The sequence below is a fragment of the Candidatus Chloroploca asiatica genome, assembly GCF_002532075.1.
Classification (GTDB): Bacteria; Chloroflexota; Chloroflexia; order Chloroflexales; family Chloroflexaceae; genus Chloroploca; species Chloroploca asiatica.
Window position 1 is genome coordinate 32389 of the sequence record NZ_LYXE01000046.1, and the last position, 23719, is coordinate 56107.

The window sequence follows — 23719 nt, forward strand, 5'->3', positions numbered from 1 at the left end:
GTATCAATGCCACGTCACCACAACGAACCCAATGGGATGACTTCAGCGTAGCAAGCTGAAAAGTGGCACTCACGGCCGGGGTGTTTTGTGAATTTGTCACACTGGAATTGAACCCAATTGTACCATAAACCGGGGCAATGTTGCAACAGTACAAATGCTGCTGGTCGGTTGAGCGCCTATGGCGCTCAACCGACCAGCGCGAGCAAAATACCTGGCGCTGCAACCCCAATGCAGTAGAATAGATTTAAGGGCCTGGCGATTGATAAGGAATGAAAAATGATGACCCCTCTTCTTCGTCATGCGTGGCAACGGTGCCTTGCCCGTGGGCAGGCCGTGGATCAACCCCTGACTGGGCAAGCGGCGCTGGAGGCGCACCAACAGCAATTGCTCGCCCTGGCACGCTCGTCGATTGAGGATTTGTACCAGTTGATCGAGCGCCCCGGGTTTGCGGTGTTGCTCGCTGATGCGTCAGCTTGTGTTGTTGAGCTTGCTGGTGATCCCACGTTGCTTGAACTGGCGTTGCAGTGTGGCGTGCGCCCACTTGTCCAGTTAGAAGAGACGGTGGCTGGCACAAATGCGGTCGATCTTGCACTGCGTGAGGCGCAACCGCTCTGGACGGTGGGCGAGGAGCATTATCATCTGCGTTTGCGCCCCCTTGCGCTCGCTGCCGCACCTTTCTTTCGTGCCGAGGGCGATCCGATGGGAGTGATCGCGCTCCTGATGGCCGCCCCGGATGCCCATCCCTATGCGCTCGGCATGGCGATTGCCGCTGCCCAGGCCTTGCAGAGTCAGTTGCGTGCTGAACAGTTGCTCGCCGAGGCCAATGATCAACTGGCTGAACTCTATGCGGTGCTGGAGGCGATGAGCGAGGGGGTGATCTTTGTTGGTCCCAATGAAGAGATCCGGCGCATCAATAGCCACGCTGCCGGTCTGCTGGGGGTGAGTGTCCGGAGTGTCGCCGGGCGTCCGTTTGTCCTGGTGCTCAATCCACCACCGCTCGTGTATCAGGCGTTGCAGGAAGGTAGTGAACTTGTCGAGCAAGAAGTTCTCTGGCCAGTGCGTAAAGGAGTCAACGGTCTGGTCTGCGCGTTGCGTCCGGTGCATGATTATGGCGGGCGTTACCTCGGTGCCCTGGTGACACTGCGCCCCACGCAGAGCCTCCACCGTCTGGTGCAGCGGGTCGTTGGGGCCGAAGCGCGGTTCACCTTCCGCGATATCATTGGGCAGAGTCCCGTGATGCTGGCGGCATTGCATCAGGCCCACTTGGCGGCGAATGGCGCGGGGAGCATTTTGCTGCGTGGTGAGGCGGGCGTCGGCAAAGAGGTACTTGCGCAGGCAATCCATAATGCAAGTGCGCGTGCCGAGGGTCCCTTTGTGGGCTTGAATTGTGCAGCGGTGCCCCGACCACTGCTTGCTGGTGAATTATTTGGCGTCGAGGGCAATCCACTTGATGCCCGTCATCATGGCCGCCCCGGGAAGATTGAACTCGCCCAGGGGGGCGTGCTCTATCTCGAAGATGTTGATGCCTTGCCGATGGAGTTGCAGACGGGCCTGCTGCGGGCGATTGAGATGCGACGGATGATGCGCAGCGGCAGTGTCCGGGTGGTGCCAATTGATGTGCGGATTATTGCAACGGCTAGCAGCGATCTCGAACGCCATGTCTATGAAGGACGCTTTCGTGCGGATCTGCTGGCGCGCCTGTCAACCTTAGAAGTGGTGATTCCTCCACTGCGCGAGCGCGGCGACGATCTGTTGTTACTGGTAACCCATCTGCTGAGCCTGCTTGGCGAGCGTCTGGGGCGACAGGTTGCCCTGGCTCCCGAGGCGTTGCATGCGTTACAGGTCTATCCGTGGCCTGGCAATGTGCGCGAGCTTGAATTGGTGCTTGAACGGGCGCTGTCGAGTAGCGAGAAGAGTGTGCTGACCCTCGATGATCTTCCGCCAGGCATTGCGCGGGGGGCCATGCCACTCGATGTTCCGCCGATCGCACGGCTTGAGGAACATAACCGCTTTAGCGAGCGTGATGCTATTCTGCGGGCCGGGCGCCAGGCGAGTGGGCACCTTGGACGGACGGCGGCGCTGCTTGGCATCAGTCGGGCAACGCTCTGGCGCAAAATGACCCGCTATGGCCTCGCTCGTGATGATTTCTGGACAGGCTTTGTGAAATAAAATGCAACATGTTGTTGCAATAATGAAACAATTTTCAGGATAACTCCACTGTGCAAATGCTTGACGTTGCTAGTGCCAATCTGCTATGCTTGGCTGTGTCAGGCACATCCTGGTATATCAAAGCTGGCTATCTCTTGCAACTCAACGACGAGCGGCACCTTCTACTTCTTCTTAGCAATACCTCTCTGGATCAGAGGGGACAGTTGCAGTGATTTTCCATCTGCTTGTCTTGTTGCACGAACGCGTGGATCACTTTTTCTCCGTGACCGATCAGTGTGATCGGAGCTGGCTTTGCGATGTCCAAAAAGCTTTCCACTGCATGTCCGAGAGGGGGTGAAAATCAATTGGTCGTAGGTTGACCTTGATGGTCACCATGTGGCGTGTCGGCCTTACCAGAGCAACGCCTTGTTTTGCTCGGCGCGGTCTTGTATCAATGATGATTCGCACAGTCGCTGGTTTTCGTGTTTCACAGAAGAAGGACAGAACCTATGCCCTCCTCGTTTGTGGGTGAACTCTTTGGGACAATGATCCTAGTTTTGCTCGGCAATGGTGTGGTTGCGAACGTGGTCTTGAATCAAACCAAAGGCAATAGTGCTGGCTGGATTGTGATTACCACCGGTTGGGCTTTTGCGGTTATGTCCGGTGTCTTTACCGCTGCTGCGCTTGGTAGCCCCGGGGCAGATCTGAACCCTGCTGTCACGATTGCTGTGATGGTGCGTGGTGGGTACGATGTAATGACTGGCCTGCTGCACATGGTCGCACAGGTTATAGGGGCAATTCTTGGGGCGACGCTGGTCTGGTTGGCCTATCTGCCACACTGGCCGGTGACCAAAGATCCTGGGGCGAAGTTGGCTTGTTTTAGCACAGGGCCAGCGATTCGTAATCCAACCTCGAATGTTATCACTGAGGTCATCGGTACGTTTGTCCTCGTCTTTGTGATTTTTGCGATCTTTAGCGCTAACGGCGCAACGGCTGGATCGCCGGCTTCGGGTGTTGGCCCGTATCTGGTGGCAAGCCTGGTGTGGGGCATTGGCCTCTCGCTTGGTGGTCCAACGGGGTATGCGATTAACCCGGCGCGTGACCTTGGCCCGCGCATTGCCCATGCGATTCTACCGATTGCGGGCAAGGGCGACTCGGATTGGTCTTACTCGTGGGTGCCTGTGGTTGGCCCGCTGATTGGTGGGGTGATTGCCGCGGTGCTGGCGATAGCGTTGGGAATGTAAACGACGTTGCAAGAGGAGATCTTCAATGAAGAAGTTGATCAATGCACCCGAGCAGGTCGTCAAAGAAGCGCTCGCGGGCATGGCTGATGCCCATGCCGATCTGCTGACGGTGCATTACGACCCCGATTTCATCGTGCGCGCTGATGCGCCAATTGCGAATAAAGTTGGTCTGGTGTCGGGTGGAGGTTCGGGCCACGAGCCAATGCACGGTGGTTTTGTGGGCAAGGGCATGCTTGATGCCGCCTGCCCCGGGGCGGTCTTTACCTCGCCGGTGCCCGATCAGATGCTCGCGGCAACCAAGGCGGTCAGTGCGGGCAAGGGTGTTTTGCACATTGTCAAGAACTATACCGGCGACGTGATGAACTTCGAGATGGCCGCTGAACTGGCGGCTGCCGAGGGTATTGAAGTTGCGAGTGTGGTGACGAACGATGACGTGGCGGTCAAAGATAGCCTCTATACCGCAGGACGGCGTGGGGTTGGCGTGACGGTGCTGATGGAGAAGATTGTCGGGGGCGCTGCCGAAGCAGGGGCTGATCTCGCTGAGGTCAAACGCCTGGCCGAGAAGGTGAATGCCCACGGACGTAGCATGGGCATGGCGCTCACCAGTTGTGTGGTGCCCCATGCGGGCAAGCCAACCTTCGATCTGCCCGACGATGAGATGGAGATCGGCATTGGCATTCACGGTGAGCCAGGTCGTACGCGGGTGAAGGTGGGCCATGCCGCCGATATCGCCGCGATGCTGGCTGCGCCAATCCTTGAGGATCTGCCGTTCAAGCAGGGCGACCATGTGCTGGCGTTTGTCAATGGCATGGGTGGCACACCGTTGATCGAGCTCTATCTGATGTACAACGAGCTGAATAAGATCCTGGCAGGCCAGGGGATCACGATTAGTCGCCGGCTGATCGGGAGCTATATCACCTCGCTTGAGATGGCTGGGTGCTCGTTCACCTTGCTCAAGCTGGATGATGAGTTGACGAAGTTTTGGGATGCGCCCGTGCTGACGCCTGCACTCCGTTGGGGCTATTAATGTCAGAGTATGTCGGGTGACAACAACGGTAAGGTAGAGGTAGCTATGCAGATCACAGCCGATCACGTCATCAAATTCATCGAAACGATCACCATGCGAGTCAAAGAACAGCGGGACTATCTCACTCAGCTTGACTCGGCGATCGGTGATGCCGATCATGGGGTGAACCTTGATCGCGGTTTTACGACCGTGGTGACGAAGCTGCCGAGTGTCGCGGATAAGGATATTGGGACGATCCTGAAAACTGTTGGCACGACACTGGTCTCGACGGTGGGAGGGGCGAGTGGCCCACTCTATGGTACGGCGTTTCTGCGTGCAGGGATGGCATCGGCTGATCGCTTTGAGTTGAGCGTAGATGATCTCACGGTCGTCGTGGAGGCGGCGCTTGAGGGTATTCAAGCCCGTGGCAAGTCGACACGGGGTGAAAAGACGATGATTGACGCGATTGGGCCAGCAGTTGATGCGTTGAAAGCGGCGCACGCTGCGGGTGATGATCTGCTGACGTCGTTGCGCAAGGCTGTCGCGGCCTGTCAGGCCGGGATGGAGGCGACCATTCCGATGCTCGCCACCAAGGGCCGTGCGTCGTACCTCGGCGAGCGTTCGATTGGTCATCAGGATCCCGGGGCAACCTCGGCTTTTCTGATGGCCCAGGCGCTCCTTGAGGTGCTGGAAGCTTCACAATAGGATGCGGAGGAAGGAGGGTATGCAGTCGTCGTCGCTATGACTGAAGGCACTTGCTGCCCTCCCTAATCCCAAACTAGTCTGGCTTTATGTGGCCAAACTATAGACAAAGGAGTCTTTTCGTATGGCAAAGTATGTCGCTGCAATTGACCAGGGTACGACAAGTACGCGGTGTATGATTTTTACGTACGACGGCAAGGTTGTGAATGTCGATCAGCGTGAGCATACGCAGATCTTTCCGCAGCCCGGTTGGGTTGAGCATGATGCTGATGAGATCTGGCAGCGCACGCAGGGTGTGATCATCGGGGTGCTTGAGAAGGCCTCACTGGCGGCGAGCGATCTTGCGGCGGTTGGCATTACCAATCAGCGCGAGACAACACTCGTCTGGAATCGCAAGACGGGCAAGCCGGTCTACAATGCGATTGTCTGGCAGGATACCCGCACCGATCAGCTGGTCAATCTGTTTGCGAAGGATGGTGGCCAGAATCGCTTCCGGGCGAAGGTTGGTCTACCGCTGGCAACCTATTTCTCGGGCCCGAAGATCCGCTGGATCCTCGACAATGTTGAGGGTGCCCGTGCGGCTGCCGAAGCTGGTGAGCTTGTCTTTGGCAATATGGATGCCTGGGTGGCCTGGAATCTCACCGGCGGGGTCGAGGGCGGTCTCCATATTACCGATGTCTCGAATGCGTCGCGAACCATGTTGATGAACATGGAGACCCTCGATTGGGACGATGAGATCCTGGGCATTATGGGCATTCCGCGCTCGATGCTCCCGCAGATTCGTTCATCGAGCGAGGTCTATGGCGCGTGCCGAGGGGTGCTCAGTGGGGTGCCACTGGCGGGTATTCTCGGTGACCAGCAGGCGGCAACGGTGGGCCAGGCTTGCTATAGCCCCGGCGAGGCGAAGAACACGTATGGTACCGGCAACTTTATGTTGCTCAATACCGGTACGAGTCTTGTGCATTCCAAGAGTGGTCTGTTGACGACCCCAGCCTATAAGTTTGGCAATGATCCCGCTGTCTGGGCGCTTGAAGGCTCGATTGCGGTGACTGGTTCGCTGGTGCAGTGGATGCGCGATAACCTCGGCATGATCAATACTGCCCCCGATGTCGAAAATCTGGCCCGTACGGTCAAAGACAACGGCGGCATGTATATTGTGCCGGCCTTCTCGGGGCTGTTTGCCCCCTACTGGCGCTCGGATGCCCGTGGCGTCATGGTCGGTCTGACCCGCTTTATCAACAAGGGCCATATTGCGCGGGCTGTGCTCGAGTCGACCGCCTATCAGACCCGCGAAGTCCTTGATGCGATGGAGAAAGACTCAGGCGTGACGCTCAAGGAACTCAAGGTTGATGGTGGCATGGTCTACAACAACCTGCTGATGCAGTTCCAGGCCGACATCCTCGGCGTGCCGGTCGTACGCCCGATGGTCGCCGAAACGACGGCGCTCGGGGCGGCCTATGCAGCCGGGCTCGCGACGGGTTATTGGAAGAATACCGACGAAATGCGCTCGAACTGGGGCATGGATAAGCGGTGGGAGCCGCAGATGAGCGCCGATCAGCGTGATACGCTCTTTGCGCAGTGGAAGAAGGCGGTGACGCGTACCTTCGATTGGATTGAATAAAGCCGGTGCATGTGCTGAGCCAGGCTTGTCTGGCTCAGCACACGCTGATCGCATCGACAACTAAAACCTTGTTTAACGCCGGGAAAAGCTTATGCGAACGATTGAGACTGATGTACTGGTAATTGGTGGCGGGGCGACAGGAACGGGGTGTGCGCGTGACCTGGCGATGCGTGGCATCAGGGCGATCCTGGTCGAGAAGGGCGATCTGACCCACGGTACGACCGGACGTTATCACGGCTTGCTCCATTCAGGGGGGCGCTATGTCACCAAAGATCCCCAGTCAGCGACTGAGTGTGCCCGTGAAAATGTGGTGTTGCGCAAAATTATGCCCCATTGTCTTGAGGATACCTCTGGCTTTTTTGTGACGACCCCATGGGATGACCCGGCGTATGGCGATGTCTTTGTGAAAAATTGCCGCCTCACCGGTGTCCCCGTGCAAGAGCTTTCGGTGCAAGAGATGTTGCGCCGTGAGCCGATGCTCAATCCACAGATCTCGCGTGTCTTTGAGGTGATGGATGGTTCGGCTGACTCGTTTCTTGCCACTCGCTCGACGGCATTGTCGGCAGAGGAGTATGGCGCTCAGATCTGGACCTATCACCATGTCGTTGATTTGGTACGCGAGGGTGATCGCGTGACCGGGGCGGTCGTGGAGGATCTGCGCAATGGCGAACGCATCGGCATCCTGTGCGCATATGTGCTTAACGCAGCCGGGGCATGGGCTGGCAAGATTGCCGCGATGGCCGGGGTGACGGTGACGGTGCTGCCGGGCAAAGGCACGATGGTGGCGATGAACCATCGCATGGTCAATACGGTGGTCAACCGTTGCAAATTGCCCGATGATGGCGACATCATTGTGCCGATCCACACAGTAGCAGTCATCGGGACGACCGATGTGCATGTGCCTGATCCCGATGTCTATGGGATCGAGCCTGATGAGATCCAGTTTATGCTTGCAGAGGGTGACAAACTGCTCCCCGGTTTTAGCCAGTACCGTGCGTTGCGCGCCTGGGCCGGCGTGCGCCCCCTCTACAAGGATCGTGATGTTGTCAACGATCGTGATATTCCGCGCACCTTCAAATTGCTCGATCACGCCGAGCGCGACGGCGTCGAGGGGATGCTCTCGATTGTTGGTGGTAAATGGACAACGTATCGCCTGATGGCGGAAGAGTCGGTTGATGCGCTTGCGAAGCGCCTGGGCAATACGCGACCCTGTCGTACCGCCGAGGAGCCGCTGCCGCTTCCGCCGACCGAACATCAGACGACCTTTCGCCCACCGATTCGCACGACTGGCCCAGGGGCAAGGGTTGCCGCTGAGGTTGAGGCGCTGCAGCGCGCCCCGCTCTACTGGCTTGGCAAGCATCTCTCTGAGGTTGAGCGCGAGCAGAGTTTTGCCGACCTGATCTGCGAATGCGAAATGGCCTCGCGGTCGCGGGTGCTGGCGGCAATTGATGCCGGAGCCAAGAACCTTGATGATATTCGCCGCGATGTGCGGATGGGCATGGGGCCGTGCCAGGGTGGCTGGTGCATCTATCGTACGACGGCGTTGCTCTTTGAGCGTCGTGGTGAGGATGGGCTCAGTCAGGCCAATAGCAATGATGCCCTGTTGCACTTCTTGCAGGCGCGGTGGAAGGGCCTGGTGCCGGTGCTCTGGGGGGATCAGTTGCGGCAGGCGCGCCTCGATGAGTTGATCTATGTTGGCGTCCTCGGGGCAGATCGGCTGCGCTCAATTGCCGAACAGGGCGGTGGCCTGGTGACCGATAATCCCGCAGTCGCAACCGAGTATGTGAAGGCGTAGTAGCATGAACTATGAGACGATCGTAATTGGGGCGGGCCTCTCTGGGATGATGGCGGCCCTGGGGCGGGCCGAACGCGGCGAGCGAGTAATGGTACTTGCCAAAGGGCATGGCAGTACCCACTGGGCGGCGGGATGCCTTGATCTGCTCGCCGAGGCTGAGGATCCGCTCGGGGCCATCAATCAATTGGTGCAAGCCAAACCTGCACACCCCTATGCCCTGGCGGGGGTCGCTGCGCTCGAGCAGGCCCTCACACGGGTACGCGGTGTTGGCGAGGCTGCCGGGTATCCGCTGGTCGGCAATGCCGGACGCAACCTCTTGATGCCAACGGCCCTGGGCGCATTGCGTCCGACCGCATTTGTGCCCGCCACCATGGTCAATGGTGAAGCGCGTCAACTCGGCGATGGTCGTCCAACCTTGATTGTCGGCCTACACGAGCTCCGTGATTTTTTTCCGCCTTTGATTGCGGCAAACCTGCGTGCCCAGGGGTACCCCGCCGAGGGCGTCTATCTTGAGCTACCTCCGGTGGAGCGTTCGCACGACTTTAGCCCGGTGGTGGTAGCGCGCCTCTTCGAGCGCCCGGCGTTTCGGGCAGCGATCGGGCGGCAACTGGCAGTCCTGGTGCGCAAGGGTGGCTATGCCCGCGTCGGCTTGCCGGCGGTGCTCGGGTTGTACAACGCCGTGGAGGTAGTACGCGAATTGCAGGCGCTCACTGGAGCGCTGATTTTTGAAATCCCAACTTTGCCAACCTCGGTGCCGGGGATGCGGCTCTTCCAGGCCTTTGAGCAGGCGCTGACGAAGGCCGGTGGGCGTATCCAGATCGGTGGCTGGGTTTTACGTGGTGAAGGTTCGGGTTCGCATCTTCACGCTGTCTTCAGCGAAGCGGCGTCGCGTGAACAGCGCCATATGGCGCGTCGATGGGTGCTGGCAACCGGCGGCATCATGGGGGGCGGTCTGCGGGCGGAACATACCGGGGTGGTTAACGAAACGGCCCTCGGGTTGCCGGTGCGGACGCCCTCTGGACGTAGCGATTGGTTTCAGGCCCGTTTTCTCGATGAAGCAGGGCACCCGGTCTTCCGTGCGGGTATTGCCGTTGATGCACAATTGCGCCCGCTTGATGCGGCTGATCAGATTGTCTATACCAATGTTGCCGTGGTGGGTTCGGCGCTGGCTGACTGTGACCCCATTCGGGAAGGCTGCCTTGAAGGCATTGCGCTTGCCACTGGTTTTGCCGCCGGGCAACTGTGAGACGACCAGGTTTGAATGGACGATGGATTTGTCTGGGGCACGTGCGTCATTGGCGCACCTTCCCGGCATGGCAATGAAAGCTCATAGATAGGCGTACGCAATGGATCATATTGAACTCTCGCTCACGCAGTCGCTCGATCACTGCATCAAATGCAATATCTGCACCTCGGCATGTCCTGTGGCTGCGGTCACGGATGCCTTTCCGGGGCCAAAGTATGTTGGTCCGCAGGCGCAGCGGTTTCGCCACGAGGGGCAGCCGGTGCCCGATGCTTCGGTCGATTACTGTTCAGGTTGTCGCGTGTGCAATCAGGTCTGCCCCACAGGGGTGAAGATTGCCGAATTGAATGCACGGGCGCGTGCACAGATTGTTGCTGAAAGGGGCTTGCCCTTCCGCAACTGGCTGGTTGCCCGGGCTGGCCTAGTTGGACGGATGAGTTGTGGGCCGCATGCGCCGCTGCTGAATTTTGGGCTCAGATTAGCACCAGCACGCTGGGCCGTCGAGAAGGTGATCGGTATTCATCGCAAAGCCCCGCTGCCTGCGTCGAGTACCTACACCTTCCGGGCGTGGTTCCGCAAGCATCGCGCCCCAACAACAGCGCGGCGTCAGGTTGCCTTCTTCCACGGTTGCGCCACCAATTTCTATGAGCCGCATGTAGGCAAAGCAGCCATCGCCGTGCTCGAGCATAACGGCTTCGAGGTGCTCCTGCCGAAACAGCAGTGCTGTGGCCTGCCCCTAATTTCGAATGGCGACTTCAAAGCGGCCACCAGCGCCCACGAAGCCAATGTTCAGGCCCTGGTAAGCTATGCCCGCCAGGGCATCCCGATTGTCGGCACAAGCACCAGTTGTACGCTGACCCTCAAAGAAGAGGCCCCCGAGATTCTGGCGTTGCACAGCGAAGATGTCCAGGCCGTCGCGGCGGGAACCTACGACATCTTCGAGTTCCTGCGCAGCCTGGCCGAACGGGGTGAACTGAAGACGGACTTTCGCCCGATCGAACGGCATCTGCCCTACCACCAGCCGTGTCAGTACCGGGCGCATCGCCTTGGTAGCCCGGCGATGGATGTCCTGAGCCTCATCCCTGGTCTGGTGCTCGAAGAGAGTCATGCCGAGTGCTGCGGGATTGCCGGAACCTACGGCTTGAAGCAAGAGAAGTATCAGATTGGAATGGACGTAGGCGCCAAGCTTTTTGCGATGGTCAAACGCTCTGGCTCTGATCTGGCGCTGTGTGACAGTGAGACCTGCCGCTGGCAGATTACCCATGGGACCGGGGTTGCCAGCAAACACCCGATTGAAATTCTTGCCGAAGCATATGGTCTTGAACTATGATTGGCTTGCTTATTATCTCACACAGTGCCGCGATCGCCCAGGGGGTCAAAGAACTTGCCGGGCAGATGGCGCAGGGCAAGGTGCCGATTGCCGCCGCTGGCGGCACGCACGACGGTCAACTTGGAACATCGGTTGATTTGATCAACGCAGCGCTTGAAACACTTCAGGGCACTGACGGGGTACTTGCCCTGGTAGATATGGGCAGTGCCGTGATGAGCGCCGAGATCAGCCTGGAACTGAGTGGTCTACCCTTTCTCTTGAGTGGGGCGCCGCTTGTTGAAGGAGCGCTGATGGCGGCAGTGGAAGCGTTGCATCCTCATGCCGATCTCGCACAGGTTGCCGCAGCCGCAATGCGGGCGCTCGAGTCGAAGAATATCCCTGAGCATGCTCCTGCGTTGGTGTCCGCAAAGGCAGCCGTGGCAGAGCCTGAACCGGCCACGAACAGCGCCGAGACCACCCTCATTGTGCGCCATATGCACGGCCTGCACATGCGTCCAGCAGCCAGTTTTGTGCAACAGGCAACTCAGTTTACCAGCACTGTGCGCGTGCGCAACCTCGACCGCCCCGAGCGTCCCGAAGGCAATGCCAAGGCGATGCTCGATATTATGAAGATTGGACTCTCGACCAACCAGCGCCTCTACATCCGTGCCGAAGGCGACGACGCCGCCGAAGCGATTGCCGCCTTGACCCGCCTGGTTGAAGGGAATTTTGGCGAGGCGTCGCAATCTTGACGCAAAGGCGCAGAGGCGCAGAGGCGCAAAGGTTTGATGGAGCGCTATACGCATCTTTGCGCCTTAGAGAAGGTTTCAGGCTACTGTACCATCGACACTCATCGGAGTGCCGACTGAAGTCGGCACTCCGCGTGCGGCTCCCGAGAGCGAAGTCGGCCTTTGCCGACAGAATCATGCCACGCAGGTAAGCTTCGCAAACCAGGAGGCGATGCGTTTAGGGTGATGGCAGAAGGCGCTTCTCTTGGAGCCGTCGCTGCAACGCGGTAGACTTTGCATACGGGGCAATGACGTCGGCCAGTTTTGCGTCAAATGCCGCCCGCTTCTGCTGATGGATCGCCAGCTCGCGAAGCTCGACTAGGTACCCCACACTCTCTTCGTAGCTGCTTGCCGTACGCTTGGCAAGCAAGATTGCAATCTGTTCCCAGAGCGCATCCTCGCGCTGAGCGAGGGCGTCGAGCCGTGCGAGCCGTGCCTGCGCTGCTGCTTCGCGTTCGCGCTGAATGCGCCGTGAGCGCTGGACTTCAGCGATAGCTTGGAGTTCAGCGAAGGTGCGTTGCGGCCCAATGCGTACCGCCATGCTGGAGGCACGGCCCACCTCGCGGAGGCGACGGCACAGGGCAACCCCAACATGAGCTTCGCCCTGCACCACGCGCAACAGGAAGGCATTGCGTTCCTCTTCGGGTAACAGCGGAATCCATGCGGCGAGGGGTTCTTCGTTGGCCGTCAGCGCTGGACTCTGCTCGGCGGCGGCGGCGATGAGATCGCGATCGATCTCGAAGAACTCGACCAACGCCTGCAGCGCTTCATCGAGTTGGCCTAGCCCCGCAGGGACAGGCGGCTCAACCAGAGGCTCGGCAACATTGTCGTCTTCATCTTCTTCGTCTTCTTCCTCCTCCATCACCCACCCGGCCCGCTCGTTGGCAGCGCGGAGCCAGTAGAGATAGAGTGCGCGCAGATCACCTTGCAGCAGCGCCTCACGGAGCGGGATCAAGGGATCAAGCAAGCCTTCACCTTCGATCCAACCATAGCCCTCTTCCTCATTCAGTTTCAGGTTGAGCAGCACGTGGGTCGCCGTTACCGCTACCTGTGCGGAACAACTCTCCTCGGCATCGAGTAGATAGGGCTGAAGTTGTTCAGGATCAAGGGCGTTTTTGGGAAAACGAAACGCCAATTGCTTGGAACCCCAATTGGCAATATAGAGCAACGCATCAAAGTGTTGCTCAAGCACCTTCAACGGCTCACCACGAAAGTTGCTATACGCGTAGTTGAAAACCGCCTGCGTTGCACTCAGTTCCACGCGACTGGAGAGTTTGCGCATCGCAGCCTTCTGTTCGGCGGTGAGAGGGCGGTCAACGGCTTGGAACTCATAGTACTGATATTCGCTCATAGCTTCTTCTCTAATACCTCTAGACGAGCAGGGAGGAGCAGCAGGGCCAGGCCGAGCAGTGCGGTCAGGCCGGTTGCGACCCAGAAGACAAACGCAACTGGCACAGCGTACGTGAGCGGGGGGTGGTGCCCCAGGCCATAGTCAACCCAGATCGAGAGCGCAAACCAACCGATGATGCTCAGGCGGACAGGCAGACTCAGCGAACCAATGTGAAGGGCCAACAGCACGCCCTCGGCGGTGAGCCCCATGTGCGAGACGAAGAGCATGATTTCAAGCGGTTCAAACGTACCGACAACTGACCAGTGGCGGAGCCAGAAGGCGAGCGTCCAGAGGCCATATTTGATGCATGCAAAGGCAGCAAAGGCGTTGAACCAGCCCCAGTCGCGCCCGTAGCGTAGCCCAAGAAAGGCAATGGTAGCCCAGAGTGCCGCCGCTGGACAATCGGGAATAAAGAGCCAGGCCCACCAGGGAGCCGCCGCCAGTTGCGGACCGTACCAGATCCAGCCCCCCCAGACAACCCCGATGAGGTTGGCCCCCATCGCTGACCAGAAGAGCAGTGGCTGACGTAAAATAAGATCTAAAATCCAGTGGAGTAAGCGTAAAAAGTGTTGCATAGTGCTAATGTAAAGGACGAATGGGAATCCCACCAACAAACGCACCGGGCGGAACATCGCGATTGACCAGGCTCATCGCCGACACGGTGGCTCCATCGCCGATGACGACCCCCGGCAAAATGGTACAGTTGGCCCCGATCGTGACATCACGACCGATCACCACGGGCCCACGGCGCCAGGTATGGCGGGTAAACTCGTGACAGAGAATGGTTGAATTATAGCCGATGATGCAATCCTCGCCGAGGGTCACATCCTCGGGAAAAAAGATATCGAACATCACCATCAACCCTACCGAAGCATGCGGGGCGACACGCATCCCGATTTGACGGTAGAGCATATTTTTTACGGGCATCCAGGGGAGATACCGGGCCAGTTGGATCAAGACCGCATTGCGCGTGACGCGTGCATAGCCCCCTGTTACCTGCCGATAATACCAGAGCGCATTATGTAAACCTGGCGAGGGTGAAATTTTGAGGCGGGCCTTGCGTCCTGATTGCTTATCGTTTGCATTATGGTCACTCACACACAACTCCTCATTCTTGCTTTCCTGGGAGCGCGGACGGACTTGTGAGCAACAAAACCCCGCCTGAGACCTCACAGGTCTTCAAGACCTGTGAGGTCTCACCCCCCACGCATGCTTGCTGCAGATCTCATGGTATCATAACAGCAGCACCGCTTCTGCACCGAAAGGATCACAGGTCATGCCAGAGCGTCGTCGGGGCGTGACACGGCGTCAAGTTATCGCCGTCGGGTTTACCCTTCTGGGTCTGCTCATCATTCTTGGAAACTTCGCTGAGCTCGGCGTTGAGCCAACAGTTACGACGAGGCTCACCTTTGGGATTCCCAATCTCGTGCTCGAATTGCCGACAGCCTTGTCGCTGATCCTGATCGGGTTGGTCTGGCTTATTGCCGGGGTTGTCGCCCTTGTGCCGCGCCTTGATCGCCTGGGCAACTGGGGGCTCTGGAGCGGCGTTGCCCTGATTTTGCCTGCGATTTTGATCTGGGCTGCGGCGGGTAAGCAGACCAATGCGGCAAGCCTGATTGGTGAGTCATTACGCCTCGCGACGCCGATTGCCCTTGGTGCGCTGGCCGGGATTTATGCCGAGCGCTCGGGGATTATCAATATTGCGATCGAAGGGATGATGTTGACTGGTGCGGCTTTTGGCTTTGCCGCATTTGTCTTCACGGGGAACATCTGGTTTGGCGTGGCGACTGCCGTGATGCTCGGCTCGGTCATGGCTCTGATCCATGGAGTGCTATCGATCAGTCTGCGCACCGATCAGATTATCAGTGGCACCGTCATCAATATCCTGGCGATTGGGGTCACCGGGTATTTGCGACGCCAGTTCATTGTTGATTCAAGTGGCGGCCGGGTCACGTTGCCGCAAATTTCGGTTCCGTTGCTCAGCGAGATCCCCATCATTGGCCCCCTCTTCTTTGTGGGCAAGCCGATCTTCTTTACAATGGTTATGCTAGTACTCCTCACGCATGTAGTCCTCTTTTATACGCGCTGGGGCCTCCGCATGCGTGCCGTTGGGGAAAATCCGAAAGCTGCTGATACGGTGGGGATTAACGTGATCCGGACGCGCTATCTCAACCTGGCCCTCAGTGGAGCCATTGCCGGGCTTGGTGGAGCCTGGTTTTCGCTTGAAACGGTCGGCAGTTTTGATGATGGCATGACGGCTGGCAAAGGCTTCATTGCGCTTGCCGCGATGATCTTTGGCAAATGGACACCCTTCGGGGCCTTTGGAGGGGCGTCACTTTTTGGTTTTTCTGAGGCGTTGGGGATCAGGTTTCAGATTTTGAATGTCGAGGTATTCGATGTCCCAGTCCCAACCCAATTCTTGCAACTGTTGCCGTACCTCGTCACGATGGTTGTGCTCGCTGGTCTGATTGGCCGCGCAGTTGGCCCGGCTGCGGTCGGCAAACCCTACGATAAACAATGATCAAATTGTTATGCGAGCGTTAGGCTAGATGCAGTACAATATGTCTACATCTGCGAGCACAGGTGGCTCGTGTGCTATCGTCGGGGATGCGGGCAAGCCGCCCGCAGGCTCAGGCAAGCCAGAAATAGTGACCAGCGATGGGACAGAAACTACAGGCTGGGAAGTTTGTCTTGTTGCTGCTGATCCTGCTTTCAGCAGCTATGGTTGCCTGTGTACCCCGTGATCAATCGTTGACCAGCCTGCAACGCGATGGCAAGATTCGTATCGGGTATGCTGTCGAAGCCCCTTTTGCCTATGCGCACGCCGGGGGGCAGGTTACTGGCGAGTCGCCCGATCTGGCACGTTATGTCGTGGCGCGGCTTGGCATTGACTCGATCCAGTGGGTACAGACTGATTTCAATGCCTTGATCACGGATCTCGAGCGTGGGCGGTTTGATGTGATTGCCGCGGGCATGTTTATTACGCCCGAGCGGGCGACACGGGTAGCATTTTCGGAACCAACATTTCATGTCCAACAGGCCTTGCTTGTTGCCCAGGGCAACCCCAAGCATTTGTTATCGTATCAGCAGGCCGTTGCCCATCCTGATGCCGTCATTGCGGTCTTGTCGGGTTCGGTTGAGGCCATCCTGCTCAAAGAGATGGCCTTGCCTCGGCAGCGTACGCTGGCGGTGCCTGATGCCCGGACTGGACTAGTGGCGGTGGAGACCGGGCTTGCCGATGCGCTTGCGTTAAGCGCATCAACGTTGCGTTGGATACGTGCAAGTGGGCAATTTCAGACCACCGAGATCGCTGAACCCTTTGAGCCCCCTGATGCGACCCTGACGCGAGGGTTGGGCTATGGGGCTTTTGGCTTTCGTCGTGGTGACGAACAGCTCCGGCGTGCCTGGAATGATGTGCTCAAAGAGTTGATTGGTACCTCGGAACATCTTCGCCTGATTGCTCCATTTGGCTTTGGCGTTGCAGAGTTGCCCGGCTCCATCACTACGGCTGAGGTCTTACGCCAATGAGACAACGCTCTAAACACATTAACCAACTTCTTAAGCTTGATCCTCAAGCCTGGATCTGGGCGGCTATTAGTCTGTCAGTCTTGATCTGTGTCATCTTTGGAATGTTGTATATCCATCAACGTCAGACAACCCAGCGCACCCTGCTGGCCCTTGATACGATTCGGCAGGCACGGCTCGATCTTGCGCATGGATTTTTGCATATTACGCTCGCTCAAGCTGATCGTACGTCTTTTGATCGTGAACGTGGCCTGGCCCTGCTTGAGCAAGCACTGAATCAGATTCAAGCAACGCATGACGAGATGAATGGTGGCGTGGCTATTGCGGAGGAAGTCGCGACTTTCCGTCAGCACCTTGCCGTATGGCTGTTGAGTGATCCACGCTCGCCCGAAGCTGAAACGGTGCTGCGGGTCGCCTTTCATCAGGTTGAGCAAGAAGCTGATGTGCTTGATCAAGCCCTTCGCCAGAATCTACGGGCGATGGCGGATAGTCAACAGACCGTTTTTACCTGGACGCTTGGTGTGGCAGTGATCATGCTCACGGGTGTCTGTGTGATCCTGATCGTTATGACCAGGGCGCGTCAACAGGCCGAAGGTGAGCGTGAGGCGTTTGCGCAACATAATCTGGCCTTGATCGCCCAGGTTGAAGCTGAACTTGAAGAGCGCATTCGTGCCGAAGAGGAAGTACGTCGCCTCAATGCCGAATTGGAAGAACGTGTTGCGCTGCGTACCGCTGAACTTGCCGATGCCAATCGGCGCCTCGAGGCGCTCAATGCCTTTAAAGATAATCTGCTTGCGGTCACTTCCCATGATCTTCGTTCGCCCCTCGGGATGATTATTAACCTGACCGACATGGTGCGTACAACGCAGGATCTTCCCGAGCGAGCGCGGCGGCTCAATGAAGAGATTGAACTGTCGGCACGTCAGTTGCTCGACCTGGTTGGCAAGTTACTTGACCTCTCACGTCTCGAAGCCGGCAAGATCGAACTGGAATGCGAGCCTATTTATCTAAGTCAGATCGTTACCCAATCAATTGACACTTTGCAACATACATCGATCGCCAAACAGATCGATCTTCGTTACCACATTGATGGTATTGAAACAATGGTGTGTGGTGATGGGATGCGGCTCTATCAACTAATCAATAATCTGCTTTCAAATGCGATCAAATTTACGCGACCTGGGGGCATCATCGAAGTAGGGATTGCAACAGAGGCGCAATATGTTTTGCTCTCGGTTCGTGATACGGGCCTGGGCATTCCTGCTGACGCGCTGCCGCATCTCTTTGATAAATTCCGTCAGATTCATCGGCGTGGCACAGCGAATGAGTATGGGAGCGGGCTCGGGTTAGCGATTGTGCGCCAACTTGTCGATCTGCACAGGGGCACGATCGAGGTGACGAGTGTGCTTGAACAGGGCTCGACCTTCGTTGTGCGCATCCCTATTGCACGAGCGCCCTGGTGTCAGGATCTTGCCGAGACACGCTCGATGCGTTAGTCGTCTGTCTTCCGGTAAGGACACAGTACGCTGCACCCCAACGCTCGCGAACCGATCACATGATTCGTCAAAAGAAGGAAAACTAGACGCATGCTTACTGAGGCTCAATGGACTGAGGCGGTTGCTCTTTTGCCCTTTCTGGCCCATCCAGATACAGCGATCACCCGTGCGTTTCGTCATGAAGCGATGCTGATGCGTTTGCCTGAGGGGGCCACGATCTTTAGCGAAGGCGATGCCTGTACGTCGTTTTCGATCCTGCTGAGTGGGCAGGTGCGAGTCTTTAAAATTGGGGAGACCGGGCGCGAACTGACGCTTTATCGGTTGGCCCGTGGTGAGAGTTGCATTCTGACGGCAAGTTGCTTGCTCAGTGAACGTCAGTTTCCAGCCATTGCGACCGTTGAGCAGATGGTCGAGGCTTTTGTTATTCCGCAGACGAGTTTTCAGGGATGGATCGATACGTATCCCGCGTGGCGGGCCTATATCTTTCAACTGATTGCGCAACGGTTGTCGACCGTGATGGCCGTCGTTGATGAGATTGCCTTTCGGCGTCTTGATGTGCGCATTGCCCAATTTTTATTGCGAGGAAGTGACCCGCTGCAGGCGACGCTTAGCCTTACCCATCAACAGATTGCCGTCGAACTTGGCACATCACGTGAGGTCGTTAGTCGCATTCTGGCCGATTTTGTTGATGACCGGCTAGTACGGGTGGCCCGAGGGAGTGTGACGATCCTTGATCGTCAGGCGTTGGTCGAACGGGCTGAGGCGAGTTGAAAAGACAGACTTGGCCCAACGCCAACGAATCTGTGGCATGGGGCTTCCTTCGGTGACATTGTCACTGACAGATGAGGAGGCGTGCGTGTATACTCATCCTCACAAGCATACAAAGAGAAGGAGCACGTTGATGCAGCAGAATATGGGAACGATTGATCGTGGGATTCGGGTCGCGCTAGCGGTTGTTGTTGGGCTGTTAATTGCCACTGGTCAGATCAGCGGTTGGCTGGCCATTATCCTCGGCATTCTGGCCGTGGTCTTTGTCGCAACGAGTGTAATCAGTTTCTGCCCACTCTACTTGCCTTTCGGCATTCGCACCGGCTCACGTAAATAAGTTTTGGTGTTGCGTTTTGGCGGCGCAGCCGCCAAAACGCCACGCCACGGTGCCATACGGTGCCGTGCCGTTAGGTGACGCCTGTGGCGGCTGCGCCGCCAAAACCCAACGCCACGGTGCCGCACCGTGCCGCGCCGTCAGGTGACGCCTGTGGCGGCCTCGTCGCCAAAACGCCACGCCACGGTGCAGCACCGTGCCACGCCGTTAGGTGACGCCTGTGGCGGCCTCGCCGCCAAAACGCCACGCCACGGTGCCATACGGTGCCGTGCCGTCAGGTGACGCCTGTGGCGGCCTCGTCGCCAAAACGCCACGCCACGGTGCCGCACCGTGCCGCGCCGTCAGGTGACGCCTGTGGCGGCTGCGCTGCCAAAACGCCACACCACGGTGCCATACGGTGCCGTGCCGTCAGGTGACGCCTGTGGCGGCTGCGCCGCCAAAACGTCACGCCACGGTGCCATACGGTGCCGTGCCGTCAGGTGACGCCTGTGGCGGCTGCGCCGCCAAAACGCCACGCCACGGTGCCATACGGTGCCGTGCCGTCAGGTGACGCCTGTGGTGGCTGCGCTGCCAAAACGCCACGCCACCCACGGTGCCATACGGTGCCGCGCCGTTAGGTGACGCCTGTGGCGGCTGCGCCGCCAAAACGCCACGCCACGGTGCTGCACCGTGCCACGCCGTTAGGTGACGCCTGTGGCGGCCTCGTCGCCAAAACCGAACACCTGGCGAGCTTCCGTAATCAACGCACTGTCACCCCAGACGACCGCAGCTACCTCGGGGGAGACGGTGATATTCTGGTTGCAGCGACGTAAGGTGACGCCATAGACCGGCGACGTGTCGGGGATGAAACACTGGGTTCCGGGGGTGAGGCTGTTGAGTTCGAGGTAACGCATCAGATCAACCTGAGCTTCAGCTTCTTCGGCAATGCGCTGGATCGTAAACATCGTGCCGACGGTGGCCGTATCAAGCCGTACGTCGCCAATGTATGTCTGGCTACGCCCTGGGATGGGGTTCCCGTGGGGACAGCTCGTAACGGGCCCAACGAGGCTAAAGACGCGCTCGGCCAGGATGGGCGAGAGCACGCGCTCAAGGCGGGCGGCTTCAACATAGAGCAGATGCCAGGGTATACCGACCACCCTGGCGAGAAAGTGCTCAAGCACGCGCTGGCGCTGGACAATCTCTTCGGCCAGTTTTTGCCCCTGGCTCGTCAGGGTGATCTGGTTGCGTTCGTCACGCAGAATGAAGCCCTTGTCAACCAATTGCTGGAGCGCGTGACTCACCGTGGGCGGTTGCACCCCAAGCCGACGCCCGAGTGAAGCAGCAATGACTGGCTCATCACTCTGGGTGAGCGCATAAATAATCTCGAGATAGTCACGCTCTTTATCAGTCGGCCCGCCAGAACTGGCTAACGTGCGCGTGCGCTGGTGCACACGTTTCGCCATCGCAGGATCTCCCATAATTGCTTCCTTCCAGCGGTGCGTGCCGAATACCTGACTCATCTGAGTGCCACAGCCTGCACGTAGGCCCGCCTGGATCGATGTTCGTAGCCAGAGCGGAGGGATCGCTCACGCTGTAGTGTTTCGGTTTCAAACTACTTTTAGTATAGCATGCCGATCTCTTTGAGGCAATAGTAGCGCTTGTAGGCAGAACGCGGTATTATAGGAAGAGGGTCACGCCGAGGTGCTACCTTTGGCGTGCGTTTTGTTTTTTCTTCACCAGAAGGAGCGGAGAGCAATGCAGATACTGGTGGTGAATGATGATGGCATCGCGAGCGTCGGTCTGTGGATGCTCGCTGCGGCCCTGCGTGATGCCGGGTTGGGTAGCGTCACGATTGTGGCCCCTGAGGTTGAGCAGAGTGGCACGAGTATGGCGTTACCGATGCAGCGCGAGTTGACGATGAAGGCTGCTCAACCCCTTACCCCTGAATATGCTGGGATTGAGGCTTATACCGTGAATAGCACACCCGTCGGTTGTGTGCTCGCTGGGGTTCGTGCCTTCCCTGGTGGTGGCCCTGACATAGTTGTTTCGGGGATCAACCGGGGGCTTAATACAGGTACCAATGTCTTGCTGAGTGGTACAGTTGGCGCGGCGATGTTTGCGGCCTTCTGGGGCATGCCCGCTTTGGCGGTTTCGCAGATGTTTATCGGAGATGCACCGATGCCCTGGGCAACCGCGACGTGGGCGGCGGTGCAGACCTTTCCGTTGCTTGAGCGTGTCCGTGGTCAGGGGCCACTGGTGCTGAATGTCAATGTGCCCCACGTACATGATCTGGCTGACATACGTGGTTTTCGCCAGACGGAGTTGTCGGCTTTTTTCTATGGCGATGTGGTTGAATTGGATGTCGCCGTGCCTATTGATACTCCTGAAGAGCGTCATCTTGGCATACGATTTGTGCGTGAGCGTATGCCTGCATTTGCCCCTTCGAGCGACGATGGCGCGGTTCGCGAGGGGTACATTTCGGTCACACCCTTGACCCCGACAACGGCAGCCTGTTTCGATCTGTCGGCTGCGCTGCAAGACTTGACATCTGAGACAAGGGACAGGCGTCAGAGTGCAGATTGAGCGTATCAAGGCGCAGTGCAGCGCCCTGAACGATCAAGGAACCTGGAACCTTCCCTTCGCATAAAGGCATGCCTGAAAGTGAGCGCACTGTGAGTGAGATTGCCATCGATGCAGTACGTGAGTGGGTGGCTGAAGCTGGTATCCTTGCGATGAGTTACTTTAATAATGTCCAGGCCCAGCGGAAAGCTGACCTGAGCCTGGTGACCCAGGCGGATCTTGAGATTGAGCATATGTTGCGTGAGCGCATTACGGCTCGGTATCCTGATCATGGCATTATTGGCGAAGAGCACGGGAGCGGGGACACTGATCGCGAGTATGTCTGGTGCCTTGATCCGATTGATGGCACGGGGGCGTTTGTGGCGGGCCTACCGACCTGGTGTGTCTCGGTCGGACTGCTGCGCCATGGTCAACCCTACCTCGGGGTCATTTTGTTGCCGATCCTTGGTGATTGCTATTGGGCTGATGCCACTGGCCCCGCATTTCGCAACGAGTTGCCGATCACCGTCAGTCAGGTGACCTCGATTGACCCGAACGACTGGATGAGCGTTTCATCGTATGTGCATCACCAATTTCGGCTCTGTTTTCCTGGGAAGACTCGAGTATTGAGCAGTGTCGCTGCTGATTGTTGTTATGTTGCCCGTGGGAGCTCGGTTGGCGCGTTGATCGGGCGTGCGAACCTCTGGGATCTGGCGGCGGGTTTTGCGATTCTGCGTGCCGCAGGTGCGGTGGTAACAGGCCTCAGTGGTGCGCCAGTCGATGTGCCAGCACTCTTGGTGCAACAGCGCCTGCCTGAGCCAATTGTCATGGCCCCGCCTCAGTTGATCGACAAACTCCTTGAGTGTATTGCATATGTGTGAGCGGCTAGGCCTACGGCCCAGCCGCTCACACACGGTGACGGTGTCGGGCTCCATCGGCCCAGCCGCTCACACACGGTGAAGGGGTGTCTCGGGCTTCATCGGCCCTGCCCCGCACACACGCTGACGGTGTCAGAGACCGCAGGCGTTTATGTTGGAGCGTAGCGCTGCAATTCCTGGCGGATCAAGATGGTATAGACGACGATCATCATCCCGGCGAAGGTGAACCATTGGAGGGCGTAGCCGAGGTGGGGGCCGTCGTCGAGTTGGCGGGGATCGGGGGGGCGCGGAAGGGAGGCTGCGTCAGCATTGGGGAGGACTTCGATGTAGAGTGGGAGCAGTGGAATCCCGACCTGTTGCTGGAGGCCTGGAACATCCACGCGTACCCATGCCTCAATCCGTGTTTCACCTGGCAAGGGCAAGTCGCGTGGGGCGAGCGGCGAGTCGGGGCGTACCTGCGGTGCCCAGGCGAATCCTTCGAGCGTGACTTCACGAGCGACCGCATAGCCCGCCAGGTCACTCGGCCTCCGCTGGTTACTCGGCAGCCAGCCCCGGTCAACAAGAATAGCCGCTTCGCTGCCGCTCAGTTGGAATGGGGTGAGCAAGTGGACTCCATCAACCCCACTATCTGAGCGCCGCCCTCTGAGGACGACACTCTCTTCATTGCGATAGGTTCCGGTGACCCGTACTTTGTGGCCGACCAGCGCTGCGAGATCGGGTTCCGTCCCGGTGATGGTCAGGGGAGCCTGATCGAGCAAGGCAATGCGTTCGGCGTTGGCACTACGGCGTTCCTCGAGGCGTAGCAACTGCCAGATACCGAGGCTTACGAGGGTGATAAAGATCGTGAGCGCAAAGAGATGTTTCGGGATCCATGCGCCACGGAGCAAAGGATGTATATGCATAGGTACAGTATACCGCGCAGTAGAATACCATT

Annotated in this window: 21 protein-coding genes; 16 read left to right on the plus strand and 5 right to left on the minus strand. The window is 58.1% G+C overall.

The features are described 5' to 3' along the window. The first annotated feature begins 276 nt into the window (after positions 1–276). The 9 genes from A9Q02_RS04155 (at position 277) to dhaM (ending at position 11820) form a co-directional block, all read left to right on the plus strand. On the plus strand, positions 277–2169 hold the full coding sequence (locus A9Q02_RS04155) for a sigma-54-dependent Fis family transcriptional regulator (RefSeq protein WP_097651099.1): 1893 nt from the start codon (positions 277–279) through the stop codon (positions 2167–2169). A 488-nt stretch (positions 2170–2657) separates the two neighbouring features. After that, positions 2658–3392 (plus strand): MIP/aquaporin family protein, encoded by a 735-nt coding sequence (locus tag A9Q02_RS04160; RefSeq protein ID WP_097651100.1) that lies wholly within the window; start codon positions 2658–2660, stop codon positions 3390–3392. A 25-nt stretch (positions 3393–3417) separates the two neighbouring features. Further along, a complete protein-coding gene (dhaK, locus tag A9Q02_RS04165) occupies positions 3418–4419 on the plus strand; it encodes a dihydroxyacetone kinase subunit DhaK (RefSeq protein ID WP_097651101.1) in 1002 nt (333 codons plus the stop codon). Between the two features lie 45 nt (positions 4420–4464). Then, positions 4465–5103: a dihydroxyacetone kinase subunit DhaL gene (gene dhaL, locus A9Q02_RS04170; protein ID WP_097651102.1), complete on the plus strand. Its 639-nt coding sequence runs from the start codon at positions 4465–4467 to the stop codon at positions 5101–5103. Positions 5104–5224: 121 nt separating this feature from the next. After that, positions 5225–6721: a glycerol kinase GlpK gene (gene glpK / locus A9Q02_RS04175; protein WP_097651103.1), complete on the plus strand. Its 1497-nt coding sequence runs from the start codon at positions 5225–5227 to the stop codon at positions 6719–6721. A gap of 91 nt (positions 6722–6812) precedes the next feature. Then, a complete protein-coding gene (gene glpA / locus A9Q02_RS04180; RefSeq protein WP_097651104.1) occupies positions 6813–8516 on the plus strand; it encodes an anaerobic glycerol-3-phosphate dehydrogenase subunit GlpA in 1704 nt (567 codons plus the stop codon). A 4-nt stretch (positions 8517–8520) separates the two neighbouring features. Next, complete coding sequence (gene glpB, locus A9Q02_RS04185) at positions 8521–9762, plus strand: glycerol-3-phosphate dehydrogenase subunit GlpB (protein ID WP_097651105.1); 1242 nt, start codon at positions 8521–8523, stop codon at positions 9760–9762. A 100-nt stretch (positions 9763–9862) separates the two neighbouring features. Further along, positions 9863–11089, plus strand: coding sequence for an anaerobic glycerol-3-phosphate dehydrogenase subunit C (locus A9Q02_RS04190; protein WP_097651106.1), 1227 nt, complete (start codon positions 9863–9865; stop codon positions 11087–11089). Continuing rightward, positions 11086–11820 carry a dihydroxyacetone kinase phosphoryl donor subunit DhaM gene (gene dhaM / locus A9Q02_RS04195; protein ID WP_097651107.1) on the plus strand — a complete coding sequence of 245 codons (735 nt, stop codon included), beginning with the start codon at positions 11086–11088 and terminating at the stop codon, positions 11818–11820. Before A9Q02_RS04190 ends, dhaM begins: the two co-directional genes overlap by 4 nt. A gap of 214 nt (positions 11821–12034) precedes the next feature. Here dhaM and A9Q02_RS04200 read toward each other — a convergent pair whose 3' ends face one another. The 3 genes from A9Q02_RS04200 to A9Q02_RS04210 are packed head-to-tail and all read right to left on the minus strand — an operon-like array spanning position 12035 to position 14344. Continuing rightward, complete coding sequence (locus tag A9Q02_RS04200) at positions 12035–13207, minus strand: hypothetical protein (RefSeq protein WP_097651108.1); 1173 nt, start codon at positions 13205–13207, stop codon at positions 12035–12037. After that, the gene (locus A9Q02_RS04205) at positions 13204–13821 is read right to left on the minus strand and encodes a DUF1405 domain-containing protein (protein ID WP_097651109.1); all 618 of its coding nucleotides are present in this window, start codon (positions 13819–13821) and stop codon (positions 13204–13206) included. The genes A9Q02_RS04200 and A9Q02_RS04205 overlap by 4 nt, the downstream gene beginning before the upstream one ends. Positions 13822–13825: 4 nt before the next feature. After that, positions 13826–14344 carry an acyltransferase gene (locus A9Q02_RS04210; RefSeq protein ID WP_281256868.1) on the minus strand — a complete coding sequence of 173 codons (519 nt, stop codon included), beginning with the start codon at positions 14342–14344 and terminating at the stop codon, positions 13826–13828. 178 nt (positions 14345–14522) lie between these two features. On the opposite strand from A9Q02_RS04210, the gene A9Q02_RS04215 reads away from it, so the two are divergent. The 5 genes from A9Q02_RS04215 (at position 14523) to A9Q02_RS04235 (ending at position 19372) form a co-directional block, all read left to right on the plus strand. After that, positions 14523–15767 carry an ABC transporter permease gene (locus A9Q02_RS04215; RefSeq protein ID WP_097651111.1) on the plus strand — a complete coding sequence of 415 codons (1245 nt, stop codon included), beginning with the start codon at positions 14523–14525 and terminating at the stop codon, positions 15765–15767. A gap of 137 nt (positions 15768–15904) precedes the next feature. Next, positions 15905–16774, plus strand: coding sequence for an ectoine/hydroxyectoine ABC transporter substrate-binding protein EhuB (gene ehuB / locus A9Q02_RS04220; protein WP_097651112.1), 870 nt, complete (start codon positions 15905–15907; stop codon positions 16772–16774). Beyond that, positions 16771–18267: a sensor histidine kinase gene (locus A9Q02_RS04225; protein WP_097651113.1), complete on the plus strand. Its 1497-nt coding sequence runs from the start codon at positions 16771–16773 to the stop codon at positions 18265–18267. Before ehuB ends, A9Q02_RS04225 begins: the two co-directional genes overlap by 4 nt. A 90-nt stretch (positions 18268–18357) precedes the next feature. Further along, positions 18358–19038: a Crp/Fnr family transcriptional regulator gene (locus tag A9Q02_RS04230; RefSeq protein WP_097651114.1), complete on the plus strand. Its 681-nt coding sequence runs from the start codon at positions 18358–18360 to the stop codon at positions 19036–19038. Positions 19039–19168: 130 nt separating this feature from the next. Then, a complete protein-coding gene (locus A9Q02_RS04235) occupies positions 19169–19372 on the plus strand; it encodes a YgaP family membrane protein (protein ID WP_097651115.1) in 204 nt (67 codons plus the stop codon). Between the two features lie 677 nt (positions 19373–20049). On the opposite strand, the gene A9Q02_RS04240 is transcribed toward A9Q02_RS04235, so the two are convergent. After that, the gene (locus tag A9Q02_RS04240; RefSeq protein WP_245860332.1) at positions 20050–20826 is read right to left on the minus strand and encodes a metal-dependent transcriptional regulator; all 777 of its coding nucleotides are present in this window, start codon (positions 20824–20826) and stop codon (positions 20050–20052) included. A gap of 277 nt (positions 20827–21103) precedes the next feature. Here A9Q02_RS04240 and surE point away from each other — a divergent pair, with 277 nt between their 5' ends. Further along, the gene (gene surE / locus A9Q02_RS04245) at positions 21104–21931 is read left to right on the plus strand and encodes a 5'/3'-nucleotidase SurE (protein WP_097651116.1); all 828 of its coding nucleotides are present in this window, start codon (positions 21104–21106) and stop codon (positions 21929–21931) included. A gap of 89 nt (positions 21932–22020) precedes the next feature. Then, entirely contained in the window at positions 22021–22788 is a 768-nt protein-coding gene (locus tag A9Q02_RS04250; RefSeq protein ID WP_097651138.1) for an inositol monophosphatase family protein, read from the plus strand. Positions 22789–22934: 146 nt separating this feature from the next. On the opposite strand, the gene A9Q02_RS04255 is transcribed toward A9Q02_RS04250, so the two are convergent. Next, positions 22935–23687, minus strand: a complete 753-nt coding sequence (locus tag A9Q02_RS04255) for an SURF1 family protein (RefSeq protein ID WP_097651117.1) — start codon at positions 23685–23687, stop codon at positions 22935–22937. Positions 23688–23719 lie beyond the last annotated feature (32 nt).

Excerpts from the sequence above, each read along its gene's own strand:
- A9Q02_RS04200 (WP_097651108.1), bottom strand. The coding sequence starts at position 13,207 with ATGAGCGAATATCAGTACTATGAGTTCCAAGCCGTTGACCGCCCTCTC.
- dhaM (WP_097651107.1), top strand. The coding sequence starts at position 11,086 with ATGATTGGCTTGCTTATTATCTCACACAGTGCCGCGATCGCCCAGGGG.
- A9Q02_RS04225 (WP_097651113.1), top strand. The coding sequence starts at position 16,771 with ATGAGACAACGCTCTAAACACATTAACCAACTTCTTAAGCTTGATCCT.
- dhaL (WP_097651102.1), top strand. The coding sequence starts at position 4,465 with ATGCAGATCACAGCCGATCACGTCATCAAATTCATCGAAACGATCACC.
- A9Q02_RS04230 (WP_097651114.1), top strand. The coding sequence starts at position 18,358 with ATGCTTACTGAGGCTCAATGGACTGAGGCGGTTGCTCTTTTGCCCTTT.
- A9Q02_RS04255 (WP_097651117.1), bottom strand. The coding sequence starts at position 23,687 with ATGCATATACATCCTTTGCTCCGTGGCGCATGGATCCCGAAACATCTC.
- A9Q02_RS04215 (WP_097651111.1), top strand. The coding sequence starts at position 14,523 with ATGCCAGAGCGTCGTCGGGGCGTGACACGGCGTCAAGTTATCGCCGTC.
- A9Q02_RS04205 (WP_097651109.1), bottom strand. The coding sequence starts at position 13,821 with ATGCAACACTTTTTACGCTTACTCCACTGGATTTTAGATCTTATTTTA.
- A9Q02_RS04155 (WP_097651099.1), top strand. The coding sequence starts at position 277 with ATGATGACCCCTCTTCTTCGTCATGCGTGGCAACGGTGCCTTGCCCGT.
- ehuB (WP_097651112.1), top strand. The coding sequence starts at position 15,905 with ATGGGACAGAAACTACAGGCTGGGAAGTTTGTCTTGTTGCTGCTGATC.
- surE (WP_097651116.1), top strand. The coding sequence starts at position 21,104 with ATGCAGATACTGGTGGTGAATGATGATGGCATCGCGAGCGTCGGTCTG.
- A9Q02_RS04235 (WP_097651115.1), top strand. The coding sequence starts at position 19,169 with ATGCAGCAGAATATGGGAACGATTGATCGTGGGATTCGGGTCGCGCTA.
- dhaK (WP_097651101.1), top strand. The coding sequence starts at position 3,418 with ATGAAGAAGTTGATCAATGCACCCGAGCAGGTCGTCAAAGAAGCGCTC.
- glpA (WP_097651104.1), top strand. The coding sequence starts at position 6,813 with ATGCGAACGATTGAGACTGATGTACTGGTAATTGGTGGCGGGGCGACA.
- A9Q02_RS04160 (WP_097651100.1), top strand. The coding sequence starts at position 2,658 with ATGCCCTCCTCGTTTGTGGGTGAACTCTTTGGGACAATGATCCTAGTT.
- A9Q02_RS04240 (WP_245860332.1), bottom strand. The coding sequence starts at position 20,826 with ATGGGAGATCCTGCGATGGCGAAACGTGTGCACCAGCGCACGCGCACG.
- A9Q02_RS04190 (WP_097651106.1), top strand. The coding sequence starts at position 9,863 with ATGGATCATATTGAACTCTCGCTCACGCAGTCGCTCGATCACTGCATC.
- glpK (WP_097651103.1), top strand. The coding sequence starts at position 5,225 with ATGGCAAAGTATGTCGCTGCAATTGACCAGGGTACGACAAGTACGCGG.
- glpB (WP_097651105.1), top strand. The coding sequence starts at position 8,521 with ATGAACTATGAGACGATCGTAATTGGGGCGGGCCTCTCTGGGATGATG.